This is a genomic window from Virgibacillus salinus, from assembly GCF_900102415.1.
Lineage (GTDB): Bacteria > Bacillota > Bacilli > Bacillales > Amphibacillaceae > Lentibacillus > Lentibacillus subterraneus.
On sequence record NZ_FNKD01000001.1, the window covers coordinates 1,335,542 to 1,357,166 of the forward strand.

20 protein-coding genes, 1 pseudogene and 2 riboswitches are annotated in these 21,625 nt (G+C 36.6%); of the genes and pseudogenes, 20 read left to right on the forward strand and 1 reads right to left on the reverse strand.

What is annotated here, in order from left to right:
* The first annotated feature begins 452 nt into the window (after positions 1–452).
* From BLS02_RS06285 to sufB, 11 genes are all read left to right on the forward strand, one after another.
* A complete protein-coding gene (locus tag BLS02_RS06285; RefSeq protein WP_092492249.1) occupies positions 453–806 on the forward strand; it encodes a toprim domain-containing protein in 354 nt (117 codons plus the stop codon).
* Between the two features lie 10 nt (positions 807–816).
* On the forward strand, positions 817–1,131 hold the full coding sequence (locus tag BLS02_RS06290; protein ID WP_092492089.1) for a thioredoxin family protein: 315 nt from the start codon (positions 817–819) through the stop codon (positions 1,129–1,131).
* Positions 1,132–1,199: 68 nt separating this feature from the next.
* Positions 1,200–1,311, forward strand: a riboswitch (SAM riboswitch).
* Positions 1,312–1,411: 100 nt separating this feature from the next.
* Positions 1,412–2,443 carry a methionine ABC transporter ATP-binding protein gene (locus BLS02_RS06295; RefSeq protein ID WP_092492090.1) on the forward strand — a complete coding sequence of 344 codons (1,032 nt, stop codon included), beginning with the start codon at positions 1,412–1,414 and terminating at the stop codon, positions 2,441–2,443.
* Entirely contained in the window at positions 2,433–3,101 is a 669-nt protein-coding gene (locus BLS02_RS06300; RefSeq protein ID WP_092492091.1) for a methionine ABC transporter permease, read from the forward strand. Before BLS02_RS06295 ends, BLS02_RS06300 begins: the two co-directional genes overlap by 11 nt.
* A gap of 14 nt (positions 3,102–3,115) precedes the next feature.
* Positions 3,116–3,940: a MetQ/NlpA family ABC transporter substrate-binding protein gene (locus BLS02_RS06305; protein WP_092492092.1), complete on the forward strand. Its 825-nt coding sequence runs from the start codon at positions 3,116–3,118 to the stop codon at positions 3,938–3,940.
* A gap of 211 nt (positions 3,941–4,151) precedes the next feature.
* Positions 4,152–4,322, forward strand: a complete 171-nt coding sequence (locus BLS02_RS18925) for a YuzK family famiily protein (protein ID WP_175559448.1) — start codon at positions 4,152–4,154, stop codon at positions 4,320–4,322.
* A 298-nt stretch (positions 4,323–4,620) separates the two neighbouring features.
* Entirely contained in the window at positions 4,621–5,406 is a 786-nt protein-coding gene (gene sufC / locus BLS02_RS06310; protein ID WP_092492093.1) for a Fe-S cluster assembly ATPase SufC, read from the forward strand.
* 17 nt (positions 5,407–5,423) lie between these two features.
* Positions 5,424–6,734 (forward strand): Fe-S cluster assembly protein SufD, encoded by a 1,311-nt coding sequence (gene sufD, locus BLS02_RS06315; RefSeq protein ID WP_092492094.1) that lies wholly within the window; start codon positions 5,424–5,426, stop codon positions 6,732–6,734.
* The gene (locus tag BLS02_RS06320; protein WP_092492095.1) at positions 6,734–7,954 is read left to right on the forward strand and encodes a cysteine desulfurase; all 1,221 of its coding nucleotides are present in this window, start codon (positions 6,734–6,736) and stop codon (positions 7,952–7,954) included. Before sufD ends, BLS02_RS06320 begins: the two co-directional genes overlap by 1 nt.
* Positions 7,944–8,375, forward strand: a complete 432-nt coding sequence (gene sufU / locus BLS02_RS06325) for a Fe-S cluster assembly sulfur transfer protein SufU (RefSeq protein WP_092492096.1) — start codon at positions 7,944–7,946, stop codon at positions 8,373–8,375. The genes BLS02_RS06320 and sufU overlap by 11 nt, the downstream gene beginning before the upstream one ends.
* 93 nt (positions 8,376–8,468) lie before the next feature.
* Positions 8,469–9,866, forward strand: coding sequence for a Fe-S cluster assembly protein SufB (gene sufB, locus BLS02_RS06330; RefSeq protein WP_092492097.1), 1,398 nt, complete (start codon positions 8,469–8,471; stop codon positions 9,864–9,866).
* Positions 9,867–10,160: 294 nt separating this feature from the next.
* On the opposite strand, the gene BLS02_RS06335 is transcribed toward sufB, so the two are convergent.
* Positions 10,161–11,747: an FAD-dependent monooxygenase gene (locus tag BLS02_RS06335; protein WP_092492098.1), complete on the reverse strand. Its 1,587-nt coding sequence runs from the start codon at positions 11,745–11,747 to the stop codon at positions 10,161–10,163.
* Positions 11,748–12,038: 291 nt separating this feature from the next.
* Here BLS02_RS06335 and BLS02_RS19490 point away from each other — a divergent pair.
* The 9 genes and pseudogenes from BLS02_RS19490 to BLS02_RS06375 all read left to right on the forward strand — a co-directional run.
* A pseudogene (locus tag BLS02_RS19490) lies at positions 12,039–12,136 on the forward strand (IS200/IS605 family transposase); the annotation flags it as partial.
* Positions 12,137–12,634: 498 nt separating this feature from the next.
* Positions 12,635–13,414: a sulfite exporter TauE/SafE family protein gene (locus BLS02_RS06340; protein WP_092492099.1), complete on the forward strand. Its 780-nt coding sequence runs from the start codon at positions 12,635–12,637 to the stop codon at positions 13,412–13,414.
* 12 nt (positions 13,415–13,426) lie between these two features.
* The gene (locus BLS02_RS06345) at positions 13,427–14,821 is read left to right on the forward strand and encodes a bifunctional metallophosphatase/5'-nucleotidase (RefSeq protein ID WP_092492100.1); all 1,395 of its coding nucleotides are present in this window, start codon (positions 13,427–13,429) and stop codon (positions 14,819–14,821) included.
* A gap of 60 nt (positions 14,822–14,881) precedes the next feature.
* A complete protein-coding gene (locus tag BLS02_RS06350) occupies positions 14,882–15,184 on the forward strand; it encodes a YunC family protein (RefSeq protein ID WP_092492101.1) in 303 nt (100 codons plus the stop codon).
* Positions 15,185–15,407: 223 nt separating this feature from the next.
* Complete coding sequence (locus BLS02_RS06355; protein WP_092492102.1) at positions 15,408–16,493, forward strand: HD-GYP domain-containing protein; 1,086 nt, start codon at positions 15,408–15,410, stop codon at positions 16,491–16,493.
* Positions 16,494–16,556: 63 nt separating this feature from the next.
* Positions 16,557–17,348 (forward strand): sporulation protein YunB, encoded by a 792-nt coding sequence (gene yunB, locus BLS02_RS06360; RefSeq protein ID WP_092492103.1) that lies wholly within the window; start codon positions 16,557–16,559, stop codon positions 17,346–17,348.
* Positions 17,349–17,396: 48 nt separating this feature from the next.
* Positions 17,397–17,574, forward strand: a riboswitch (Lysine riboswitch).
* A 474-nt stretch (positions 17,575–18,048) separates the two neighbouring features.
* Entirely contained in the window at positions 18,049–19,596 is a 1,548-nt protein-coding gene (locus BLS02_RS06365; protein ID WP_092492104.1) for a Na+/H+ antiporter NhaC family protein, read from the forward strand.
* Between the two features lie 256 nt (positions 19,597–19,852).
* On the forward strand, positions 19,853–21,388 hold the full coding sequence (locus tag BLS02_RS06370) for a sodium-dependent transporter (RefSeq protein ID WP_092492105.1): 1,536 nt from the start codon (positions 19,853–19,855) through the stop codon (positions 21,386–21,388).
* A 4-nt stretch (positions 21,389–21,392) separates the two neighbouring features.
* Positions 21,393–21,494: a methionine/alanine import family NSS transporter small subunit gene (locus BLS02_RS06375; RefSeq protein WP_092492106.1), complete on the forward strand. Its 102-nt coding sequence runs from the start codon at positions 21,393–21,395 to the stop codon at positions 21,492–21,494.
* Positions 21,495–21,625 lie beyond the last annotated feature (131 nt).

Below are 21,625 nucleotides of genomic sequence, written 5' to 3' on the forward strand. Positions count from 1 at the left end.
AATCCGTGGACACCAGTCTGTCTAGTGAAAACTATGAGATTATAGCTGAGATTTCACTTGAGATTTACTGTTTTGCACCTCACAAGTGAACCCGTTACTTTTTTTTGGCTGTTTTCAGAAATAGTTGTTTTTCCGATCAATGAGTCTTAACAGGTAAGTTAATGCAACACTTCCTAGTATTTACCTGCACTAGATATGTTCACAATATCCTGGAAAGATGGATGAACGTCTGCACTCGCACGTCCTTTGCGTAGTAGGCTCTTGGTGTTGTGTCGCACTTTATATCTTTTAAAAAATCTATATTCATACTTAATAATTCGGTTTAAGCATAAACTATCTAATATGAATAATTCGTAATGCAATAATATTAATTATTGGATGTGGGTTGAAAAAAGTAGTAAAATATATGATTAATGCATTCAGTTAATTTAATGTAAGGAGTGCATGTAATGATGACAAATGACGTAGAAAAAGTTATCATTGTTGAGGGACTAACTGATAAAAAGCAGGTCAAACGGGTGATAACAGATGATGTTGAAGTAATTTGCACGAATGGGACACTCGGTGTTGAACGATTTGACGAGCTTTTGGAAACGTATGATTTGGATAATAGGGATGTTTTTATTTTAGTTGATGAGGATAGTTCAGGGATAAAACTGCGCAAACAGTTAACGCGTGAGCTTCCGCATGCTGAACACATTTATGTGAGCAGTGAGTTTCGTGAAGTAGCAACAACCCCTGAAAATATTCTTGCAACGGCATTGGTAGGCAAACGAATCGAGGTTAATCCCATATTCTTGATTTAGGGTGGTAGTATTGCAACAGATTAATGAGGAACAATTAGAACAAGATCATTATTTATTATATATTTATACACCATTTTGTGGTACATGCGCGTTGGCAAAATCAATGCTTGATAAGATTGAATCGGTTCATAAACAGGATATTTTTTATGACATGAATGCCTCGCTGCACCCGGAGTTTATGCAGGATAATCAAATTGAAAGTGTACCATGTCTTTTAATTAAGGATGGTAACGAGATCAAGGAAAAAATTTACGCATTTAAATCAATTGCCAATATATATAGCTACTTAATGGACTACGAACCAGCTTTATTTTCAGATAAATAATTTTATTGACACATGATAATATGCGTGCTATTATCTGGATTATCGAATTTTAATTAAATAGTTTATATCTCTTATCTTGAGCGGTGGAGGGGCTGGCCCTATGAAACCGCGGCAACCTCAAATGTTTTTTTATTTGAAAGGTGCCAACTCCTGCAAAGCAGCTGCTTTGACAGATAAGGGAACGTAAAGACTACATATATTACGTCTTTCTGTTCTCTTACAGAAAGGCGTTTTTCTTATTAAGTAGGACATAATAGTGGATGGCAAAGGAGGAATACTTGTGATTTCAATAGAGGGTTTAAATAAAATTTTTAAATCAAATAAAAGCAACATTACAGCAGTGGATGATTTAACCCTTGATATAAATGAAGGTGAGATTTTTGGTGTCATTGGCTACAGTGGTGCGGGTAAAAGTACATTTGTACGATTGCTCAATCGGCTGGAAGAACCTACTGGTGGGAAAATCGTCATTGATCAGCAGGAAATTACTGCATTAAATTCAAAACAACTTCGAGTGGCACGTCAGGAAATAGGCATGATTTTTCAACATTTTAATTTATTGTGGTCACGGACCGTAAAAGATAACATTGCATTTCCATTGGAGATTGCAGGCGTATCAAAAATTGAACGTGAAGAACGTGTTCAAGAATTAATCGAATTAGTTGGACTTGCAGGAAGAGAAAGTGCTTATCCCTCTCAGTTAAGTGGTGGGCAGAAGCAGCGTGTTGGGATAGCGAGGTCACTTGCAAATAATCCAAAAGTATTGCTGTGTGATGAAGCAACTTCAGCACTTGATCCGGAAACGACCAACTCGATATTAGATTTGTTAGTTGATATCAATAAAAAGCTTGGTTTAACAGTTATTCTAATTACTCATGAAATGCATGTGATTCGCAAAATATGTAATCAGGTAGCAGTAATGGAAGAAGGAAGAATCGTTGAACAAGGCGATGTTCTGGATGTTTTTTTACGACCTGAGAAGCCTGTTACAAAGAAATTCGTTGAGCAGGTTATGGGAACCAATGATGAAGATGATGGAGTTGCCCATTTAATTGATACTTATGATAGTGGTAAGCTTATTCGGCTTCATTTCATTGGTGAGACAACAAACCAGGCATTAATTAGTCAAGTTGCTAAGAGATTTGCAATTGATATTAACATTCTGCAAGGTAAGATCACCCAAACGCAGCGTGGTGCGTATGGAACACTATTTGTTCAGGCTGATGGTGAGTTGAGTGAAATCAATAAAGCTATAGACTTTATAACAAATGAGACCTCAGTTGAAGTGGAGGTGGTTCGCGATGCTAACTAATCTTTTCCCAAATTTGAATATGGAAGATTTATGGGTTGCCACGTACGAAACCTTTTACATGACCATCCTTTCATTATTTGGAACATTTATTTTCGGAATACTATTAGGGTTACTACTTTATCTGACGATGAAAGGGGGTATTTGGCAGAATAAACTTCTTAATTTAATCGTGGCATCAATCGTAAACGTATTTAGAGCGATTCCATTTATAATTTTAATATTACTTTTGTTCCCATTTACTGACTTTCTGATTGGAACCATTCGGGGACCAAATGCAGCATTACCAGCTTTAATCATTGGTGCGGCTCCATTTTATGGTCGACTTGTAGAGATTGCATTGAAGGAAGTTGATAAGGGAGTGATTGAAGCAGCGAAATCTATGGGTGCAAAGACTCGCACAATTATTTTTCGTGTATTACTTCCAGAATCAATGCCAGCACTTGTATCAGGACTTACTGTCACTGCAATTGCCTTGATTGGCTATACTGCAATGGCTGGTGTTATAGGGGCTGGTGGTTTAGGAAATTATGCATATTTTTTTGGATTCCAGCGACGTATGTTTGATGTCGTGTTTGTTTGTACCGTATTAATCGTAATCATTGTATTTATTTTTCAATTCATTGGGGATTTTATTACTAACAAATTAGATAAAAGATAAAGGAGAGAGATAAAATGAAAAAGATCTTGGTATTTGTAACTATATTTTTTGTAGTAACGTTAGCAGCTTGTGGCGGTGATGAGTCCAGTTCAGATGATAATGTTATTAAGGTTGGGGCATCCAGTACTCCGCACGCACAAATATTAGAGAAAGCTAAGCCTATTCTTAAGGAAAAAGGAATAACATTAAAGATTGAAGAGTATACTGACTATGTTTTACCAAATGAAGACCTTTCAAGTGGTGAACTTGACGCAAATTATTTCCAACATATTCCTTATTTAAATAAGCAAATTGCAGATATTGGATATGATTTTACACATATTGGTGGAATTCACATTGAGCCAATTGGAATATATTCGAAAACAATTAACAGTGTTGACGAAGTTGCCAAAGGAACTGAAGTACTTATGAGCCGATCTGTCGCTGATCATGGACGAGTACTATCCTTGTTAGAAAAGGAAGGGCTTATTAAGCTTTCTGAAAAAGTAGACAAAGTAGAGGCTACTACGGAAGATATTGTAGAGAACCCAAAAGATTTAAAATTCTCCTATGATTATGATGCAGCATTCTTACCAGAACTATATGAGTCAGAAGAAAACACTTTAGTGGCGATTAATACCAATTATGCAATTGGAGCAGACTTGAATCCATTGGAAGACGCCTTGATTTTAGAAGGTGAAGAATCGCCATATGTAAATGTTGTTGCAGTTAAAACAGGAAATAAAGGTAGTGAATCATTAAACACATTAGTTGATGTACTACACTCTGAGAAAATCCAGAACTTTATTCTAGAAAAGTTTGATGGTGCAGTAGTTCCAGTAGATGGAGAAGCTAAGTAATTTTGTAGCGAATTTTGAGTAATTCATAGTAAACAGCAGTAATTTGCTCTATGTTTAAAGTAAAAGTTGCTATCCATTTTTAACACTTCCATATATTATTCATTACGATTTTAAACGTTTAAATGCACTTTGTGTTGGGTATCGTCCCTATGATAGTCTTAATATTGTAATCAAATCGAAAGGATGATTCACTATTTATAGTGGGATTAAGATGAGTTATACTCCAGAGATGGAAAAGGGAATGCAGCAAACCCATAAGATGTGTTATGCGGAGTATGAAAGAAATTTAGAAAATCGCATTGCTGTTGAAAAAAGACGACAACAAGAGTATGAACAATGTAAACATATGGTAGCTGAAATTGATAGTCACATTCATAATTAATAATATTAATTGTGCTGGTATCCTAGTGTGGGGTACCAGCATTTTTTCTTAAAAAAATAATAATTAGAAATTAAATTAGAAAGTACATTCTCAGTTATTGCATATAATAGAGTGAAGAAATTCACAATTTTTCTCAAAACCAAACATATTTAATCAGCTAGAAATACACGTTTTTATTAGTATGAATGAGTTGATAATAAATTCGAAATGCTTTAAGATTATAATGAGAATAAATTGAGAATGGATGTAATATCCATTTGAAAGAAATAAGCACAAAATAGTAATTGGAGGTATCGACATGGCAGGATCAACACTAGAAATTAAAAATCTTCATGTTTCAATTGAAGGTAACCAAATATTAAAAGGTGTAAACCTTACGATAAAGGGTGGCGAGTTCCATGCAGTAATGGGGCCAAATGGTACTGGTAAATCAACACTTGCATCAGCTATCATGGGTCATCCAAAATTCGAAATCACTGAAGGAAATGTATACTTAGACGGTGAGGACGTATTGGAAATGGAAGTAGATGAGCGCGCACGTGCAGGTCTTTTCCTTGGAATGCAATATCCTAGTGAAATTAGTGGTGTAACAACATCTGATTTTCTTCGTTCATCTATAAATGCTCGCCGTGAAGAAGGCGATGAGATTTCTTTAATGAAGTTTATTAAAGAAATGGATAATGCATTAGACTTTCTTGAAATCGACAAAAACATGGCACAGCGTTATTTAAATGAAGGCTTCTCAGGCGGTGAGAAAAAGCGTAATGAAATTCTTCAATTAATGCTTATTAAACCAGAAATTGCAATTTTAGATGAAATTGATTCAGGTTTGGATATTGATGCATTAAAAGTAGTGTCCAAAGGAATTAATAAACTACGAGACGATAATTTTGGTTGCTTAATTATTACACACTATCAGCGTTTACTTAATTACATCACACCAGATAAAGTTCATGTTATGATGCAAGGCCGTGTTGTTAAATCAGGTGGACCTGAACTAGCAAAACGTCTTGAAGCTGAAGGTTATGACTGGATCAAAGAAGAACTAGGCATCGAAGACGAATCTCTTGAGCAAAAAGCGTAAAAGTTAGGAGGGGTAATATGACTGTTGAGACAAAGCTACCATACGATAAAGATTATATCAGCCAGTTTTCACAAGATAATAATGAACCGGAATGGATGAAATCATTACGCCTTCAAGCTTTAGAACAAGCTGATACACTGGAAATGCCTAAGCCTGATAAAACGAAAATAGGCAGATGGAATTTCAGTAAATTCAAACATGATGCAGCTAAAGGTGAGGAGATTTCGTCATTAGATAATTTACCAGCAGATATCCAGGATTTTCTTGATAAAGAAAATAAACAGGAAAACCTTGTAATACAGCGCAATCATACGGTTGCATATGCTTCGTTAAATGAAGAACTGAAAAGTAAAGGCGTTATATTTACTGATATCTTTACGGCACTTCGTGAGCATGAAGATTTGGTTAAACGTTATTATATGAAGGACGCTGTTTCTGTTGATGAACATCGTTTGACCGCACTTCATACAGCATTGATGAACGGTGGCGTATTCGTATATGTACCTAAAAATGTACAGCTGGAAGAACCATTGCAAGTGATTTTTTGGCAGGAAGATCCTGAAGCGGCAATGTTTAATCATGTATTGGTAGTTGCTGATGATAATAGTTCTTTAACATATGTTGAGAATTATGTATCACAAAATAAAGAAGAAGAAACTGTGGCAAACATCGTTACGGAAGTTATTGCGCATAACAATGCGCAGGTTTCGTTTGGAGCGGTTGACAATTTTGCTGCTGGAACAACTTCTTATATTAACCGTCGTGGTGTCGCATATCGTGATGCAAAAATTGACTGGGCTTTAGGTCAAATGAATGATGGGAATACTGTTTCGGAAAACGTTACACATTTAGTTGGTGACAATTCTGAATCAAATGCGAAAACTGTTTCAGTTGGTCGCGGAAAGCAAATACAGAACTTCACAGCAAACATTGTTCACTTTGGTAAAGAATCTGAGGGACATATTTTACAACATGGTGTTATGAAGGACAGTGCAACATCTATATTTAATGGTATTGGAAAAATTGAACATGGTGCTTCAAAATCAAATGCTGAACAGGAATCACGCGTCTTGATGCTAAGTGAAAAAGCACGTGGTGATGCTAACCCAATTCTTCTAATCGATGAAGACGATGTTACAGCAGGTCACGCAGCGTCTGTTGGTCGTGTTGACCCGCTTCAATTATACTATTTGATGAGCCGTGGAATTACACAGAAAGAAGCAGAGCGTTTAATCATTCACGGTTTCCTTGCTCCAGTAGTAAATAGGCTGCCAATTGCTTCAGTTAAGGAACAGTTGACACAAGTAATTGAAAGGAAGGTATACTAATGGATGTAAAAGCCATAAGGCAGCAATTTCCTATTTTAGATCAGGAAGTTAATGGACATCCTTTAGTATATTTAGACTCATCTGCAACATCGCAAAAACCGTTGCAGGTGATAGAAGCCGTTGATGCCTATTATCGACAGGATAATTCCAATGTGCATCGCGGTGTTCATACACTGGGTACACGGGCTACTGACAAATATGAAGGTGCTCGTGAAAAGGTACGACGCTTTATTAATGCAAATAGTACTGCAGAAGTTATTTTCACACGTGGTACAACTACATCAATCAACACAGTTGCCTACAGTTATGCACGTGCCAATTTGAAAGCTGGAGATGAAATTGTAATCACTCCAATGGAACATCACAGTAATATAATACCTTGGCAACAAGCAGCTAAAGCTACAGGTGCAACACTAAAATATATACCATTACAACCTAATGGAACGTTTACATTGGACGATGTACGTGAGACAATAACAGGTAATACAAAAGTAGTTGCTGTTACACATGTATCCAATGTACTTGGAACTGTTAACCCGGTTAAAGAAGTTGCACAAATTGCTCATCAAAATGGTGCAGTTACTGTAGTTGATGGTGCGCAGGGTGCACCACACATGAAAGTTGACGTGAAGGAATTGGATTGTGATTTTTATGCGTTCTCTGGTCATAAAATGTGTGGGCCAACTGGTATCGGGGTATTGTTTGGTAAGAGAGAACTTCTTGAAGATATGGAGCCAGTCGAATTCGGTGGAGAGATGATAGACTTTGTTAATCTCTACGATTCAACATGGAAAGAATTGCCTTGGAAGTTTGAAGGTGGAACGCCTATCATTGCTGGTGCAATCGGATTAGGTGCAGCCATTGACTTTTTGAATGATGTTGGATTAGAGAATATAACAGCACATGAACAAAAGTTAGCTGATTATGCTCTCAAAAATTTAAGATCTATTGATGGTATTACTATATATGGTCCTGAAAAACGTGCAGCATTAGTTACATTTAATTTAGACGATGTACACCCACACGATACAGCCACTGTACTTGATGCAGAAGGAATAGCTGTTCGTGCAGGACATCATTGTGCACAGCCACTGATGAAATGGCTTGAGGTAGTAGCAACAGCACGTGCCAGCTTTTATTTGTATAATACAGAAGAAGATATTGATCGCTTAGTCGATGGACTTTTGAAAACAAAGGAGTATTTTGGTGATGTCTTTTAACAACCTTGATACATTATATAGACAGGTAATCATGGATCACTATAAGAATCCAAGAAATCGGGGTTCAGTTGAAGGTGACGCGCTAACTGTTGATATGAATAACCCAACATGTGGTGATCGGATTCAGCTGCAATTGCAAGTAGAAAATGGAGTTGTTCAAGATGCCAAGTTTGATGGTGAAGGTTGTTCAATCAGTATGTCATCTGCATCAATGATGACCCAAGCAGTTAAAGGAAAAAGACTTGAAGACGCGTTGGAAATGTCGAAAGCTTTCTCACAAATGATGCTTGGTGAAGAGATGGATTTAGGTGATACAGACCTTGGTGATATTGAAGCATTGCAAGGTGTTTCAAAATTTCCAGCAAGAATTAAATGTGCAACTCTTGCTTGGAAAGCAATGGAAAAAGGTGTTCAAGAATAGTAGGTAGCTAACGGATGATGGAGTTATTGCCGGTTATACGCAATGCCGTATCGGTACTAGTACGTCCCAAAACACCTGAAGGAGGTTTTTTACATGGCAAAGCAAATGCCAGAAATGGAAGAGTATAAATATGGCTTTCATGATAAAGACGTTTCGGTTTTCCGCTCTGGAAAAGGACTTACGCAAGAGGTAGTTGAAGAAATCTCAAGAATGAAAGAAGAACCTCAATGGATGCTGGATTATCGTTTGAAAGCATTGAATCAATTCTATAAGATGCCAATGCCACAATGGGGTGGAGATCTTTCTGAATTGAACTTTGATGAGATTATCTACTATGTTAAGCCATCCGAAAGAACAGAGAAATCATGGGATGAAGTACCTGATGAAATCAAACAGACATTTGATAAATTAGGTATTCCTGAAGCTGAACAAAAATATCTTGCTGGTGTATCTGCACAGTATGAATCTGAGGTAGTATACCACAGCTTAAAACAAGACTTATCTGATATGGGTATCATATTTAAGGATACGGATACTGCGCTCAAGGAAAACGAAGATCTTTTCAGACAATATTTTGGAAAGGTTATTCCAGCGTCAGATAACAAATTTTCCGCATTAAATTCAGCAGTATGGTCTGGCGGATCGTTCATCTATGTTCCAAAGGGTGTGCAAACGACAACACCTCTACAAGCATATTTCCGTATAAACTCGGAAAATATGGGACAGTTTGAACGTACACTTATCATCGCTGATGAAGGTTCATCTGTACACTATGTTGAAGGTTGTACAGCACCAGTTTATACAACGAATTCACTGCACAGTGCGGTCGTTGAAATCTTTGTTCATAAAGATGCATATTGCCGTTATACAACAATTCAGAACTGGGCAAATAACGTTTATAACTTGGTTACTAAACGTGCCACTGCTGATGCAAATGCAACAATGGAATGGATTGATGGTAACATCGGTTCTAAGTTGACAATGAAATATCCATCTATCATCTTAAAAGGTGAAGGTGCACGTGGTAATACACTTTCAATTGCAATTGCAGGCCGTGGCCAGCACCAGGATGCTGGTGCTAAAATGCATCACCTTGCACCGAATACTTCTTCCACTATCGTTTCGAAGTCAATTTCAAAACAAGGTGGTAAAGTATCGTATCGGGGTATTGTTAATTTTGGACGAAAAGCATCCGGTGCACGTTCTAACATTGAGTGTGATACGTTAATTATGGATAACGAATCAACATCCGATACAATTCCATATAACGAAATTAATAATGACAATATTTCCTTGGAACACGAAGCAAAAGTTTCCAAAGTTTCTGAAGAGCAGTTGTTCTACCTTATGAGTAGAGGACTTGGTGAAGAAGAAGCTACCGAGATGATTGTAATGGGCTTTATCGAGCCATTTACAAAAGAACTTCCAATGGAATATGCCGTAGAAATGAACCGCCTAATCAAATTTGAAATGGAAGGTTCAATCGGCTAAACTGTAGAAAGCCTTGATATGACTTTGTCATATCAAGGCTTTTTTCGTTCGTGCAGAACCAGAATTTTGAGATACACTTTTTAGCTCAGTTTATTGAAAATGGTGATCAGGTTTAAGGAATAATATATAAATAGCATCTAAAGCAAGTCCTCCAGAGTTAAATGAATTACTTGTCATTTCCCTTTATATCCTATTTTTAGATAATACTATAAGGGGCACTTGTTTTCGAGAAAGTCACTCAGTAAGCTAATTTAAATGATTATTGTTATTGTTTATTGTACATTAATCACCGAATTAATGTACAAATAACAATCGATTAAATACCTCGTGGATAAGTTCATTTGGGTGTTCTGTCATCTCCTTTGATCTCCAGGCAATAAAGCCATCGGGACGTATTAGCACTGCTCCTTCCATACCAACGTCATATTTCTTTCTAAAACTATTACTATAATCCTTCAATTCTCCGTTTTGACCAATTCTATAGCATCTCACTTGCTTAGCCCATTTGGATTGCTGGATTGTATTTTCCCATTTTTCACCATCTACCCCAGTAAGAACAACCCACTGATCCAAAAATAAGTCAATTGTTGAAACAATTTGACCGTTATTCTCTAAATTTAGGTGAGGTGCACGCCCTCCAGGTCGAACTGTAGGATTATTTACATCCTCAAATACTTCCTGATTGGTTTGCCCGGTTTTATGGATAAGACAACCGTTTTGATAACGGTATCCAAATACCACATTATTGTCGGGAATGATTTTCTCTACAGGGGGCAGTTTGTTACTTGGGTCTTTAAACCAGGCTTGAAGTCGCGCTAAGGCTTGTTGCATGGTTTGATAGGCAATTGGTTGTCGTTCTTGTCCATACGTGTTTAATAATTCTGCTCCTGCTATTCCTTTAATAACAGACTCAAGCTTCCAAGCAAGATTATAAGCATCATGAATTCCAGTATTTCCACTAAATCCACCTGTTGGAGGGATGACATGAGCAGTATCACCAATAAAAAAGACCCTTTCATACACAAACTTGTCGGATATAAAAGCTGCCGCATCCCAAGGTTTTATATTTACAATGTTTAAGTTTACATCATCTTTTCCTAATCCTCTTTTAATTAATTCCTTACATCGTTCATCTGTATAGTCACTTGGTTTTTCTCCCTCTTGAGGAAAATACTGAACTGACATCGACCAGCGTTTTATTCCTTCTCTAGGTACCAAGGTACCATTAATGTCCTCAAGAATTGAGGCAGTGAAATAGCAACCATTTATTGCTGGTAGTGCATCTGTGTCAAAAATGACATTTAACCAATTTTGAAGGATACCAGGTCCTTGTCGACTTACACCTAATTTTTCTCTCGTTTTGCCATTTGTTCCATCTGCTGCAATGACATAGGAAGCATGGATCTCCGAAGTTTGCTCAGTAGATTGATTTTTAATCAATACTTTAACCTTACCCATACCCTGTCTAATATCCGTAACCTCTGTATTAAATCTGATATCCGCTCCCAGTTTTTCTGCTTTTTTCTTTAAAATCGGTTCTAATCGGTCCTGTTCACATTCTGCATGGCGTGTTGGACTAATCTGGCTAGTATCGGCCTGTTCAATTTCCATGATTTTGTGATCCTCATCGGCTAGATTTTTTGCCATGACTACAATATTGGATTCTCTTCTTGGACGTTGCTTTCTAATGGCGTATTCGATTCCTACATTACGGTACAACTCCATTGACCGTGCAGAAATCCCGCTGAACTTATATTGAATGGTAGTCGTTTGATGCTTTTCAATAACAATACAGTCTATATTGCGATAGGCTAAAAACAATGCAGCTGACAATCCACTTAATCCACCGCCAATGATGAGTACAGAAGTTTTTGTTTTCATCTAATACATCCTCCTTTTTAATATATGTTTTGTCTTAAATTAGCATAAAATAAAATTATAAACTCTCTCTAAAGAAAATCTAAATTTTTTCTTAAATGGTGGTCCGTGATAGAGGATATCATAAGCTTATAATTCGTGGATTGTGAATAAAGATCTTCAGCAAAACAAACTTAATGGTGCAACGAATAAAGCTTACTTTTTTAACGTTAAATTGAGAAATTAGGCTTATAATATTAAAAATTCCTTAACGTTGTAGTTTTACTTTCTTTTGAAGCTATAAAAGAAAAAGATGACAGATATTCAAATTTAAAGTATAGATATGGGAATAGAATATTCTGGTGTAAATAAATTTATATAAATCTTGTGATAGGAATAAGAAATTAATTGAACTTGTATAAGAAATGTTACTTTTTGCGAAGATACTCTGTTCGGTTGGAATAATTGCCAGTATATTGATATCGATTCTTCAAGAAATGGGCTATTCTTTATAACGGGGAATAGATTTTTCATATTGAGTAAAGGGAGTATTAATCCGAAGAGATAGAACTATCTTTATAGATTAAACACCTTAGTTGCACTTATGCAGATATAAAGTATATATTTTATTAACTGCACCTTAATATAACATTGTCATGAAAACGTATTTTGTTTTCTTAGGTCCACTTATACCACTTCTACAACTACAATCGTATGTCGTAGCCAAAAAGTGGCATCAAAATAAACTTTTCATATGACACCTATTTCACTTTAGGTTCGATAATAGTAGTAGAAGGAAGACATTAATGATAAGTAGATATTCCAACAGAAATCAACAGCATTATGATGTATTTCATCCTTAATCAGTGCTACTATTGTGGTAGAAGCGAACAAGATTGAGGGGGTAGTATTTGGTTTATATTATTTGTGTTTTAATTGCTGTTATATCAGCATTTATTGGAAGTCTTATTGGACTGGGCGGTGGAATCATTTTAATCCCCAGCCTGTTAATCATGTATCAGAATTTTGATTCATTTGCGTGGGCAACCCCGCAGATGATTGTTGGTATATCATTAATTGCCATGGTATTTACTGCGTTTTCATCCACAATCTCCTATTATAAGGAGAGAAGGGTTGATTATCGATTAGGATTGCTGCTTTTGACTGGGAGTATTCCTGGTGGTATTTTTGGGTCATGGCTAAATCAGTTTGTCGATTCGGATAAATTCACCCTCTATTTCGGATTATTGATGATCACTTTATCACTATCATTTCTAATAAAGCGAAAACAGCCTAAATCTAAATCAGGTGATACATATCAATACAATGTATCTATTTGGCCAGCGTTTATAATTTCTTTAGGGGTTGGTATATTATCAGGCATGTTTGGTATAGGTGGTGGCTCAATAATGGTCCCGGCGATGATTCTTTTATTTGGATTACCCGTGCATATAGCCACAGCGACATCAATGTTTATGATATTATTCATTAGTATTATTAGTGCAAGCACGCACATTGCTTTAGGCCATGTTGCTTGGGAGTATGTATTCTTTTTTATTCCCGGTGCATGGATAGGCGGTACAATTGGTGCTAAAATAAATCAGAAAATTAATGGTAATATACTTGAATGGTTTTTAAGGATTATCTTAATTGTAATAGGAATTCGGCTTATTATTGATGGAATAATGTAAGGAGTATATAACATGCAGGAGAAACTTTATTTTTATTATACAAACGATTTACATAGTTACTTTGAAAATTGGTCCCGTGTTGCCGGATATCTGAAAGAAGAAAAGGAACGGAAAACAGCTGAAGGAAACTCATGCTGGTTAATCGATATAGGAGATCATGTAGATCGTGTAAATCCGATTGCAGAAGCCTTTATGGGGAAGGCAAATGTAAGCTTAATGAACGATGTAGGTTATGACCTAGCTACAATCGGCAATAATGAAGGCATAACTTTGGCCCATGATGATTTGCACCATTTATATGATGATGCTAATTTTCAGGTAGTTTGTGCGAACATGCAAAGTCTTACTGGCACTGAACCAAATTGGCTGCAGCCAACTGTAGAAATTAAGTCAGTTAATGGTGTTCGGATTGGTATTATTGGATTGACTGCTCCATTTAATGCATTTTATGAGCTGCTTGATTGGCATATATCTATACCTCTTCAAGCATTGGAAGAGCATATAACAAAATTAAAAGAATCTACTGATGTCATCATTTTGTTATCTCATCTTGGCATTACGGAAGATCAGGAAATTGCACGCAGGTTCGATGATATTGATATTATTATTGGTGGTCATACACATCATTTACTGCGTACTGGAGAAATGATTAACAATACAATCATAACTGCTGCTGGTAAACATTGTACATTTGTTGGTGAAGTTATCTTAACATGGGATCATTCACTTCAAAAACTGGTAAACAAGGAAGCATATACAAAAGATACAACACATATGGCGAAGGATCTACACACGGAACAGACCTTAATTGAACTGACAGAGAAAGCTGATAAAATCCTTGGTGAAACAGTGGTTCATCTTGATAACCCAGTTGAAATAAAGTGGTTCAGACATACACATGTGATGCAAAAACTAACTGACACATTACGTGAATGGACTAAAGCGGATGTTGCGATGCTAAATGCAGGTGTGCTGCTAGACCAATTGCCAGCCGGTAACATTACCTACAAGGATATTCATCGGATATGCCCACATCCGATAAATCCGTGTGTTGTAGAATTAAAGGGAGATGAACTGCTTGAGGTAGTTCGGGCCTCCTTTACAAAAGAATTAACGGAGCTTAAATTGAAAGGATTCGGTTTCCGGGGTGAGGTAATTGGAAGAATGATCTATTCTGGTTTGAAAGTAGATACATTTTATCGGGAAGATGGACATGAATACGTTGAACAGGTTACCTGGAATGGTGAGGCCCTAGATCAAAATAAATCCTATACAGTTGCAACAGCAGATACGTTTACGTTTGGACGTTTGCTGCCAGAAGTAGCCAAATCGAAAACAAAGAAATATTTTTTACCTGAATTTCTTCGTGATTTATTAGCACAGACGCTGCGAAATGATTTTGTGTGACAAATAACCTCCCCAGTGCATAAGATATTGTGTACATTATGAGGGAGGAATAAACGTTAAATGATTACTGTAAATCCTTTGGAAGTGAACGGTATGTTTTTTACTGCGATTACGGTAGAATTACCTAAAACAAATTTATTAATGATCTCCAATGAGGTAGGATACATCATGTGCGGCGCACTGGATGTAGATTTATTAAACAATGTGCTGGCGGATAGAAAAGTAATAGCGGGGCGTGCAGTAGGTGTCAAAACCATTGATGAATTATTAAATGCGCCACTGGAAAAGATTACCGATGCCTCAAAAGTATACGGATGGGAATCAGGGATGATAGGGAAAGAAGCACTAGACAAAATATCATAACGACATGTCTTCCAAAGCGGAAGGCATTTTATTTATGAAGTTAAAAAAGCATAAATCCTTTCTTACTGCATAAGTGCAACTAAGGCATTCGCCTAAAGGCTTGGCAAATGCCAAGTTTTCTAAACTTTTTATAGCATTTTTAGATATTATTTGATATTATTTTAATGGATGTTTGTCGAATTATAACGAAAAATGTCGGACAAGGTGAAGTAGGGAGCACATTATGAGACTTGTAAGCACGAAATCTATTCAACCTGGCACCACTCTTGCACAAACCATATATAATGATAATGGTCAGGTATTAATACAAAAAGGTCTAGGTTTAACAGAGAGAGTTATCAGGCGACTTATTAACCTAGGTATAACATATGTTTACATAAAAGATGAATTAACAGATGATATTCATATTGAATCGCCAATTTCAGAAAAACTACGGATGGAGGCATCCAATACTATAAAAGAAACTTTCTCTAAAATGAGACAGGATGGATATATGAATAACTCACATATATTGAATAAACAAGGAAAAAAACTGACAGATATAGTTCAGCAGATTATGGAAGAGATACAAAACAATTCAGATACTGTATCATTACTTGCTGATATCTTTGTGACAGATGATTATATTTTTCAGCATTCCATAAATGTAACTATTTACTCGATTGCAATAGGGATTGAATTAGGTCTGTCCAAAAAAGAGTTATCCGAAATTGGTACTGGTGCAATGCTGCATGATGTTGGTAAAGTATTTATCGATCAGGATATATTGCAGAAACCTGACAAGCTTGATAGTGATGAATTTGAAATTATTAAAAGCCATACACAGCTAGGATACGATTTTTTAAGAAAGCAACTTGATCTACCATTATTAGTAGCCCATTGCGCATACCAACATCATGAACGTTTGGATGGATCAGGCTATCCGCGTGGTATTGAGGGAGACCAATTGCATAAGTATGCTAAACTTATCGGTGTCGCTGACGTTTTCGATGCTGTTACAAGTAATCGAGTATATCGGGATGCGAAGCTGCCGCACGAAGGCTTAGAAGTGTTATATGCTGGTGCAATAAAGTTATTTGATAAAGAGATAGTTGAAGCATTTAAGAAAAGTGTAGCTGTATATCCGAATGGACTGACTGTTAAATTAAGTGATGGCAGAAATGGTATTGTTTCGCAGCAGAATAACCATCTATGTGATCGCCCTATTATTCGAGTCTTTAAGGAAAATGGCATGGAAGTTGAACCATATGAAATTGATTTAGCAACAATACTTAATGTGACAATTACGTCGTGTAATCTGGAATCATAATTGCAAAATATTGAATTCTAACCTCCTTTAAACAAGCATAAGTTGTTTTATAAGGGGGTTTTTATGTTGAGGCAGCCCATCATCAGGAGAAAAAGGAATCCACGGACACCACCTCCCGTGAAAAATATTTTTATAATTACTTTGATATTATTTGTTTTCATGACATCGATTAGTATATGGGTAATAGATAAAGGGATTAAACCAACTTTGATGAGAATAGCCGAGGTAAAAACAACCGAATTTGCTACCCGAGCTATAAATACTGCTGTACGATTTGCAGAAAATTATAATTTTGAAGACCTTATTTCAATGACTGAGGATAATGAAGGGAATATAACTACATATGGCTGGAATTCAGCAGTAGTTAGTGAAATAAATAGGGTGTCAACAGATCGTGTAGAAGAGTTCTTTATTAGTATGAATGAAGGAAGGCAGCCAAGATATGAGGAATCATTGAATGATCCTATCGAGTATGATGGCGGTGCAGAAAATCTTCCAAAAAAAGATCCGACCGTAGTGGAGATACCCCTTGGTCAGGCTACTGGTAATTCTGTACTTGCCAACTTGGGCCCGAAAATACCTGTTAATCTGGAACTTGTTGGTAATGTACAAACGGATGTTGTCCGTGATATAAAAGACCTTGGAATAAATGGCGCGTTAGTAACAATTTATATTATTGTAGAGGCAGACGTACAAATAGTTATCCCATTCACTACTGACCTTACAAGAGTTTCAACAAAAATTTATATTGATTCAAGAGTTGTTATGGGTGATGTACCAGAATTTTTCAGTGGTAGTGGCGATGGAGATCCATCAATTTCCATAGATAAGGACTCATTGCTAGAAGATGAATAATTTGCTATAATGTGTTAAGAAAATTTAATATGGCTAACCTTATCAGATCGGTGAGGTAGAGGTGCAGAAAACATGAGTAGTCAGTTGGAGGTTGACCATCAATGAAGGCTGATGAAAGGGTTTTTTGCCGAAGTGTAATGATAGTCAAGTCATTATTGCTGGTATGTTTTTGAATAAAAGATATACTGCCATGCTAATACTTAGTGCATGGAGAACTACTGATCGAAATGGAGGATAACGTATACTGTATAAGCAATGGTAGGTTATTTTCTATCATTGCTTTTTTGTGTCTTTTTTTTACTTTAGGCTGTTTTCTAAAAGACTGTTGTTTTATCAAAGCAATGAAATCATTACGTAGTTGATATAGACTGCGACACAATGTTGAAAAAATTTTAGTGCTATGACTCCACTCCGGAAATACACTACGCTTTCCGCGGGCGGCTGTCGAGCCTCCTCGTGCTGCGCACTGCGTGGTCAGGGAGCCGCATTAAATACTACAAGACCGGTTACCCTTAGTCTGTGTCGTAGTTTATATCAACTGTGAAGATTAAAAAGCAACAAAAGCTATGTAAATAGCCTTACCTTTAGAAGATATAACAGTATAACGAGAGCTTTCACTAGTAATTTCTGGTGATAAGCTAATATACTCACATCGAATCTCTTTCATCATGCACTTCATCAAAGAAATGGAGGAAAGAACATGGAAGGAACAATTTTTTCAATAATTCCAGCAGTTATTATGTTAGTACTTGTATTACTAACGAGAAAGGTATTGGTGTCTTTAGGGGCAGGAATAATTGTCGGAGCTTTATTTATTCATGATTTTGCAGTAGTCGATTCTATTCAGGAAATAGGTATAATTTTTTATAATATTTTTATTTCGGATGGCTCGATTAACATTGGTAATATTTACTTATTGAGCTTTTTATTGCTTCTAGGGATGCTGACAGCGTTTTTGACAGCGTCAGGAGGAAGCAGAGCCTTTGGAGACTGGATGATTAATAGGGTTAGGACACGTAATGGTGCTCAAGTAATGACAGCAATTATGGGGCTAATTATTTTTATAGATGATTACTTTAATAGTCTGGCTGTAGGGCAAATTGCGAGACCATTAACAGACCGGCATAAAATTTCTCGGGCAAAGCTTGCATACTTTATTGATTCGACATCAGCACCGGTGACCGTAATTTCACCAATATCAAGCTGGGGCGCTTATATTATTGGTATTATTGGAGGGCTGCTTGCCACAAACGAAATAACCAATATTCAACCCCTTGAAGCATTTATTACAATGATCCCACTTAACTTTTATGCGTTTACCGCAATATTGCTCGTCTTTTTAGTTGCATTTCTTAAAATGGATATAGGAGCAATGCGTAAACATGAAGATCGGGCTAAAACGGAAGGGAAGTTGCTTAAACCCGGTGAAAGTAATGTACCGGGAGATCTTAGTGATGCTTTCGAACCACATCAACAGGGAAGAATTTACCATTTATTAGTTCCGATTGGTGTTTTAATTGTTGCTACTGTTACGGCAATGGTTTTAACAGGTATGAATGCAAGTGGAGCTAAGGTTACGATTTTAACAACTTTTGCAAATACGAATGTTAACCTTTCATTATTTTTGGGAGGAATTGCGTCAGTATTAACCGCCTTAGTATTCCATCTCCAGCAAGGACAACCAAAAGCTAATTGGGAAAAAATTCTGTTCGAGGGTATCAAAACAATGCTTCCTGCCATTTATATATTGCTGCTTGCCTGGATGATTGGTTCTGTAATTGGGACCCTTGAAACAGGTCAATATCTAGCACAGATTGTTAGCGATGCTTCAATCAGTTCAGCATTTTTGCCACTGTTGTTCTTTATTATTGCAGGCCTGATGGCATTAGCAACAGGTACATCGTGGGGAACATTTGGGATTATGCTGCCAATTGCAGCGGAAGTAGCAGTTATAACAGACGTTTCAATGTTGCTTCCAGCTCTATCTGCTGTATTGGCAGGGTCTGTCTTTGGTGATCACTGTACACCAATATCAGATACAACCATATTATCATCCACAGGTGCAGGCAGTAACCATATTGATCACGTTTTGACACAGCTTCCATATGCTCTTATCGCAGCATTTGCTTCAGCAATTGGTTACTTAATAATTGGTATAACCAATCAAGTAGTTTTTGCTCTGTTAGCTGCATTAATTGTAGTAGTTTTGGTTGGATTCGTTATTCAGTTTTTCAACAAAACAAAATAGAAAATCCAGGAAAAATAGGTCATTATGATAAGTATAAATAACTTTCGTGATGGCCTATTTCTTCATATTTATAGAGAATTTTATTTAACGAAAATAAAGTGAATACAGAAAATTTCAATATTACTTTGACATAGTCAAAAAGTACCGTTATAATACAAACATCAATATCAGAATAAAATAAAGATTGTAAACATTCCTTGTTACTCTCATACATATACTTAGGATGTAATAAGGAAGAAAAAGGGGAGGTCTTCAAATGGAAAATCGTTCTCAATGGGGGACAAGAGCAGGTTTTATCTTTGCTGCTGTTGGATCCGCAATTGGTCTGGGTAATATATGGCGATTCCCAGCAACAGCGTATGAAAGTGGTGGTGGTGCGTTTTTTATTCCATACCTAATTGCATTATTAACAGCAGGTATTCCAATTTTAATTATGGAATTTACTATGGGTCACAAATACCGTGGGTCTGCACCGTTAACCTATAAGAAAATGAGTAAAGGATCAGAATTTATTGGTTGGTGGGCAGTATTAGTTGCCTTCGTCATATCGACCTATTACTCTGTTATTATTGCCTGGGCAATATCTTATTCAATATTCTCATTTAATTTGAATTGGGGTTCAGACACAGAGGCATTCTTATTTACCGATTATTTGAACTTAACTGTTGACCCTGGTCAGACAGGCAGTTTTGTTCCAGGAGTGCTAATTCCTTTAATCATTGTTTGGGCAGTTGTACTAGGTATCCTGTTCAAGGGTGTTAAAAAGGGTATTGAAACTGCAAACCGGATTTTTATACCAGCATTGGTAATTATTTTTCTTATTATTGTAATCCGTGCAATTACTTTACCTGGAGCAATTGATGGTCTTGAGGCATTCTTTGCACCTGATTTTAGTAAAATTGGGAATCCTGATGTTTGGGTAGCTGCTTACGGGCAAATATTCTTCAGTTTATCTATTGCATTCGCGATTATGATCACGTACTCAAGTTATTTACCGAAGAAAACTGATTTAACAAATAATGCTTTCATTGTTGGTTTCGGAAACTCTAGTTTTGAATTACTTGCTGGTATTGGAGTATTTGGAATCTTAGGTTTTATGGCGAGTCAACAAGGAGTACCAGTAGATGAAGTTGTTTCTGGTGGGGTTGGGTTGGCTTTTGTCGTATTCCCGGCAATCATTAATGAATTCCCTGCACTAAATGAGTTATTCGGATTCTTGTTCTTCGCTTCGCTGGTGCTTGCCGGCTTATCGTCACTTATGTCAATTACTGAGACTTACGTCGCTGGTTTGGTGGATAAATTCAAAATATCACGTTCAAAGGCAGTATTATTCGGTGGCGGAACTGCCGCAGTTATCTCATTATTATTTGCAACACAGGGCGGGTTAAGCTTCCTGGATGCTGCTGATTACTTTATTAACCAGTTTGGTGTAGCTTTCGTTGGTCTTGTTGAAGTAGTAGTAATAGCGTGGTTCTTGCGTAAACTAGGAGATTTCAAGGAACATGCAAATGAAATTTCAGATATTAAGCTTGGCTGGTGGTGGACACTAAGTTTAAGTGTTATTACACCATTAGTGCTAGGATATACAATGTACGGCTTGTTTAAGCAGAATCTGCTGAAACTATTTGAAACGGAATCTGGTAACTATGGAAACTATTCAGATACGTTTATCTTGTTTGGAGGATGGTTCGTTGCTGCTGGTGCATTGGTAATAGGTGTCCTGTTAGCATTAACGAAATGGAAATCATCAGAAGCTGCAGAAGAAGAATCAAAGAAAACTGGGGAGGGGTAACTAAATGAGTGGTGGAGCAATATTCGTTATGATCCTTGGTATGGTAATTATTTGGGGAGGATTAGCAGCTAGTATCACAAACGCTGTGAAGAAATCCAAACAATAAGTATATAAATTTATTAAGAGCCTGTACCTTGTTTGGTAGAGGCTCTTTTTTATGCAGTTAAGAAAGTATAAATCCTTTCTTACTGCTCAAGTGAAACTTAGGATTGGGGATAAGACAAGTTTTCTAATCTT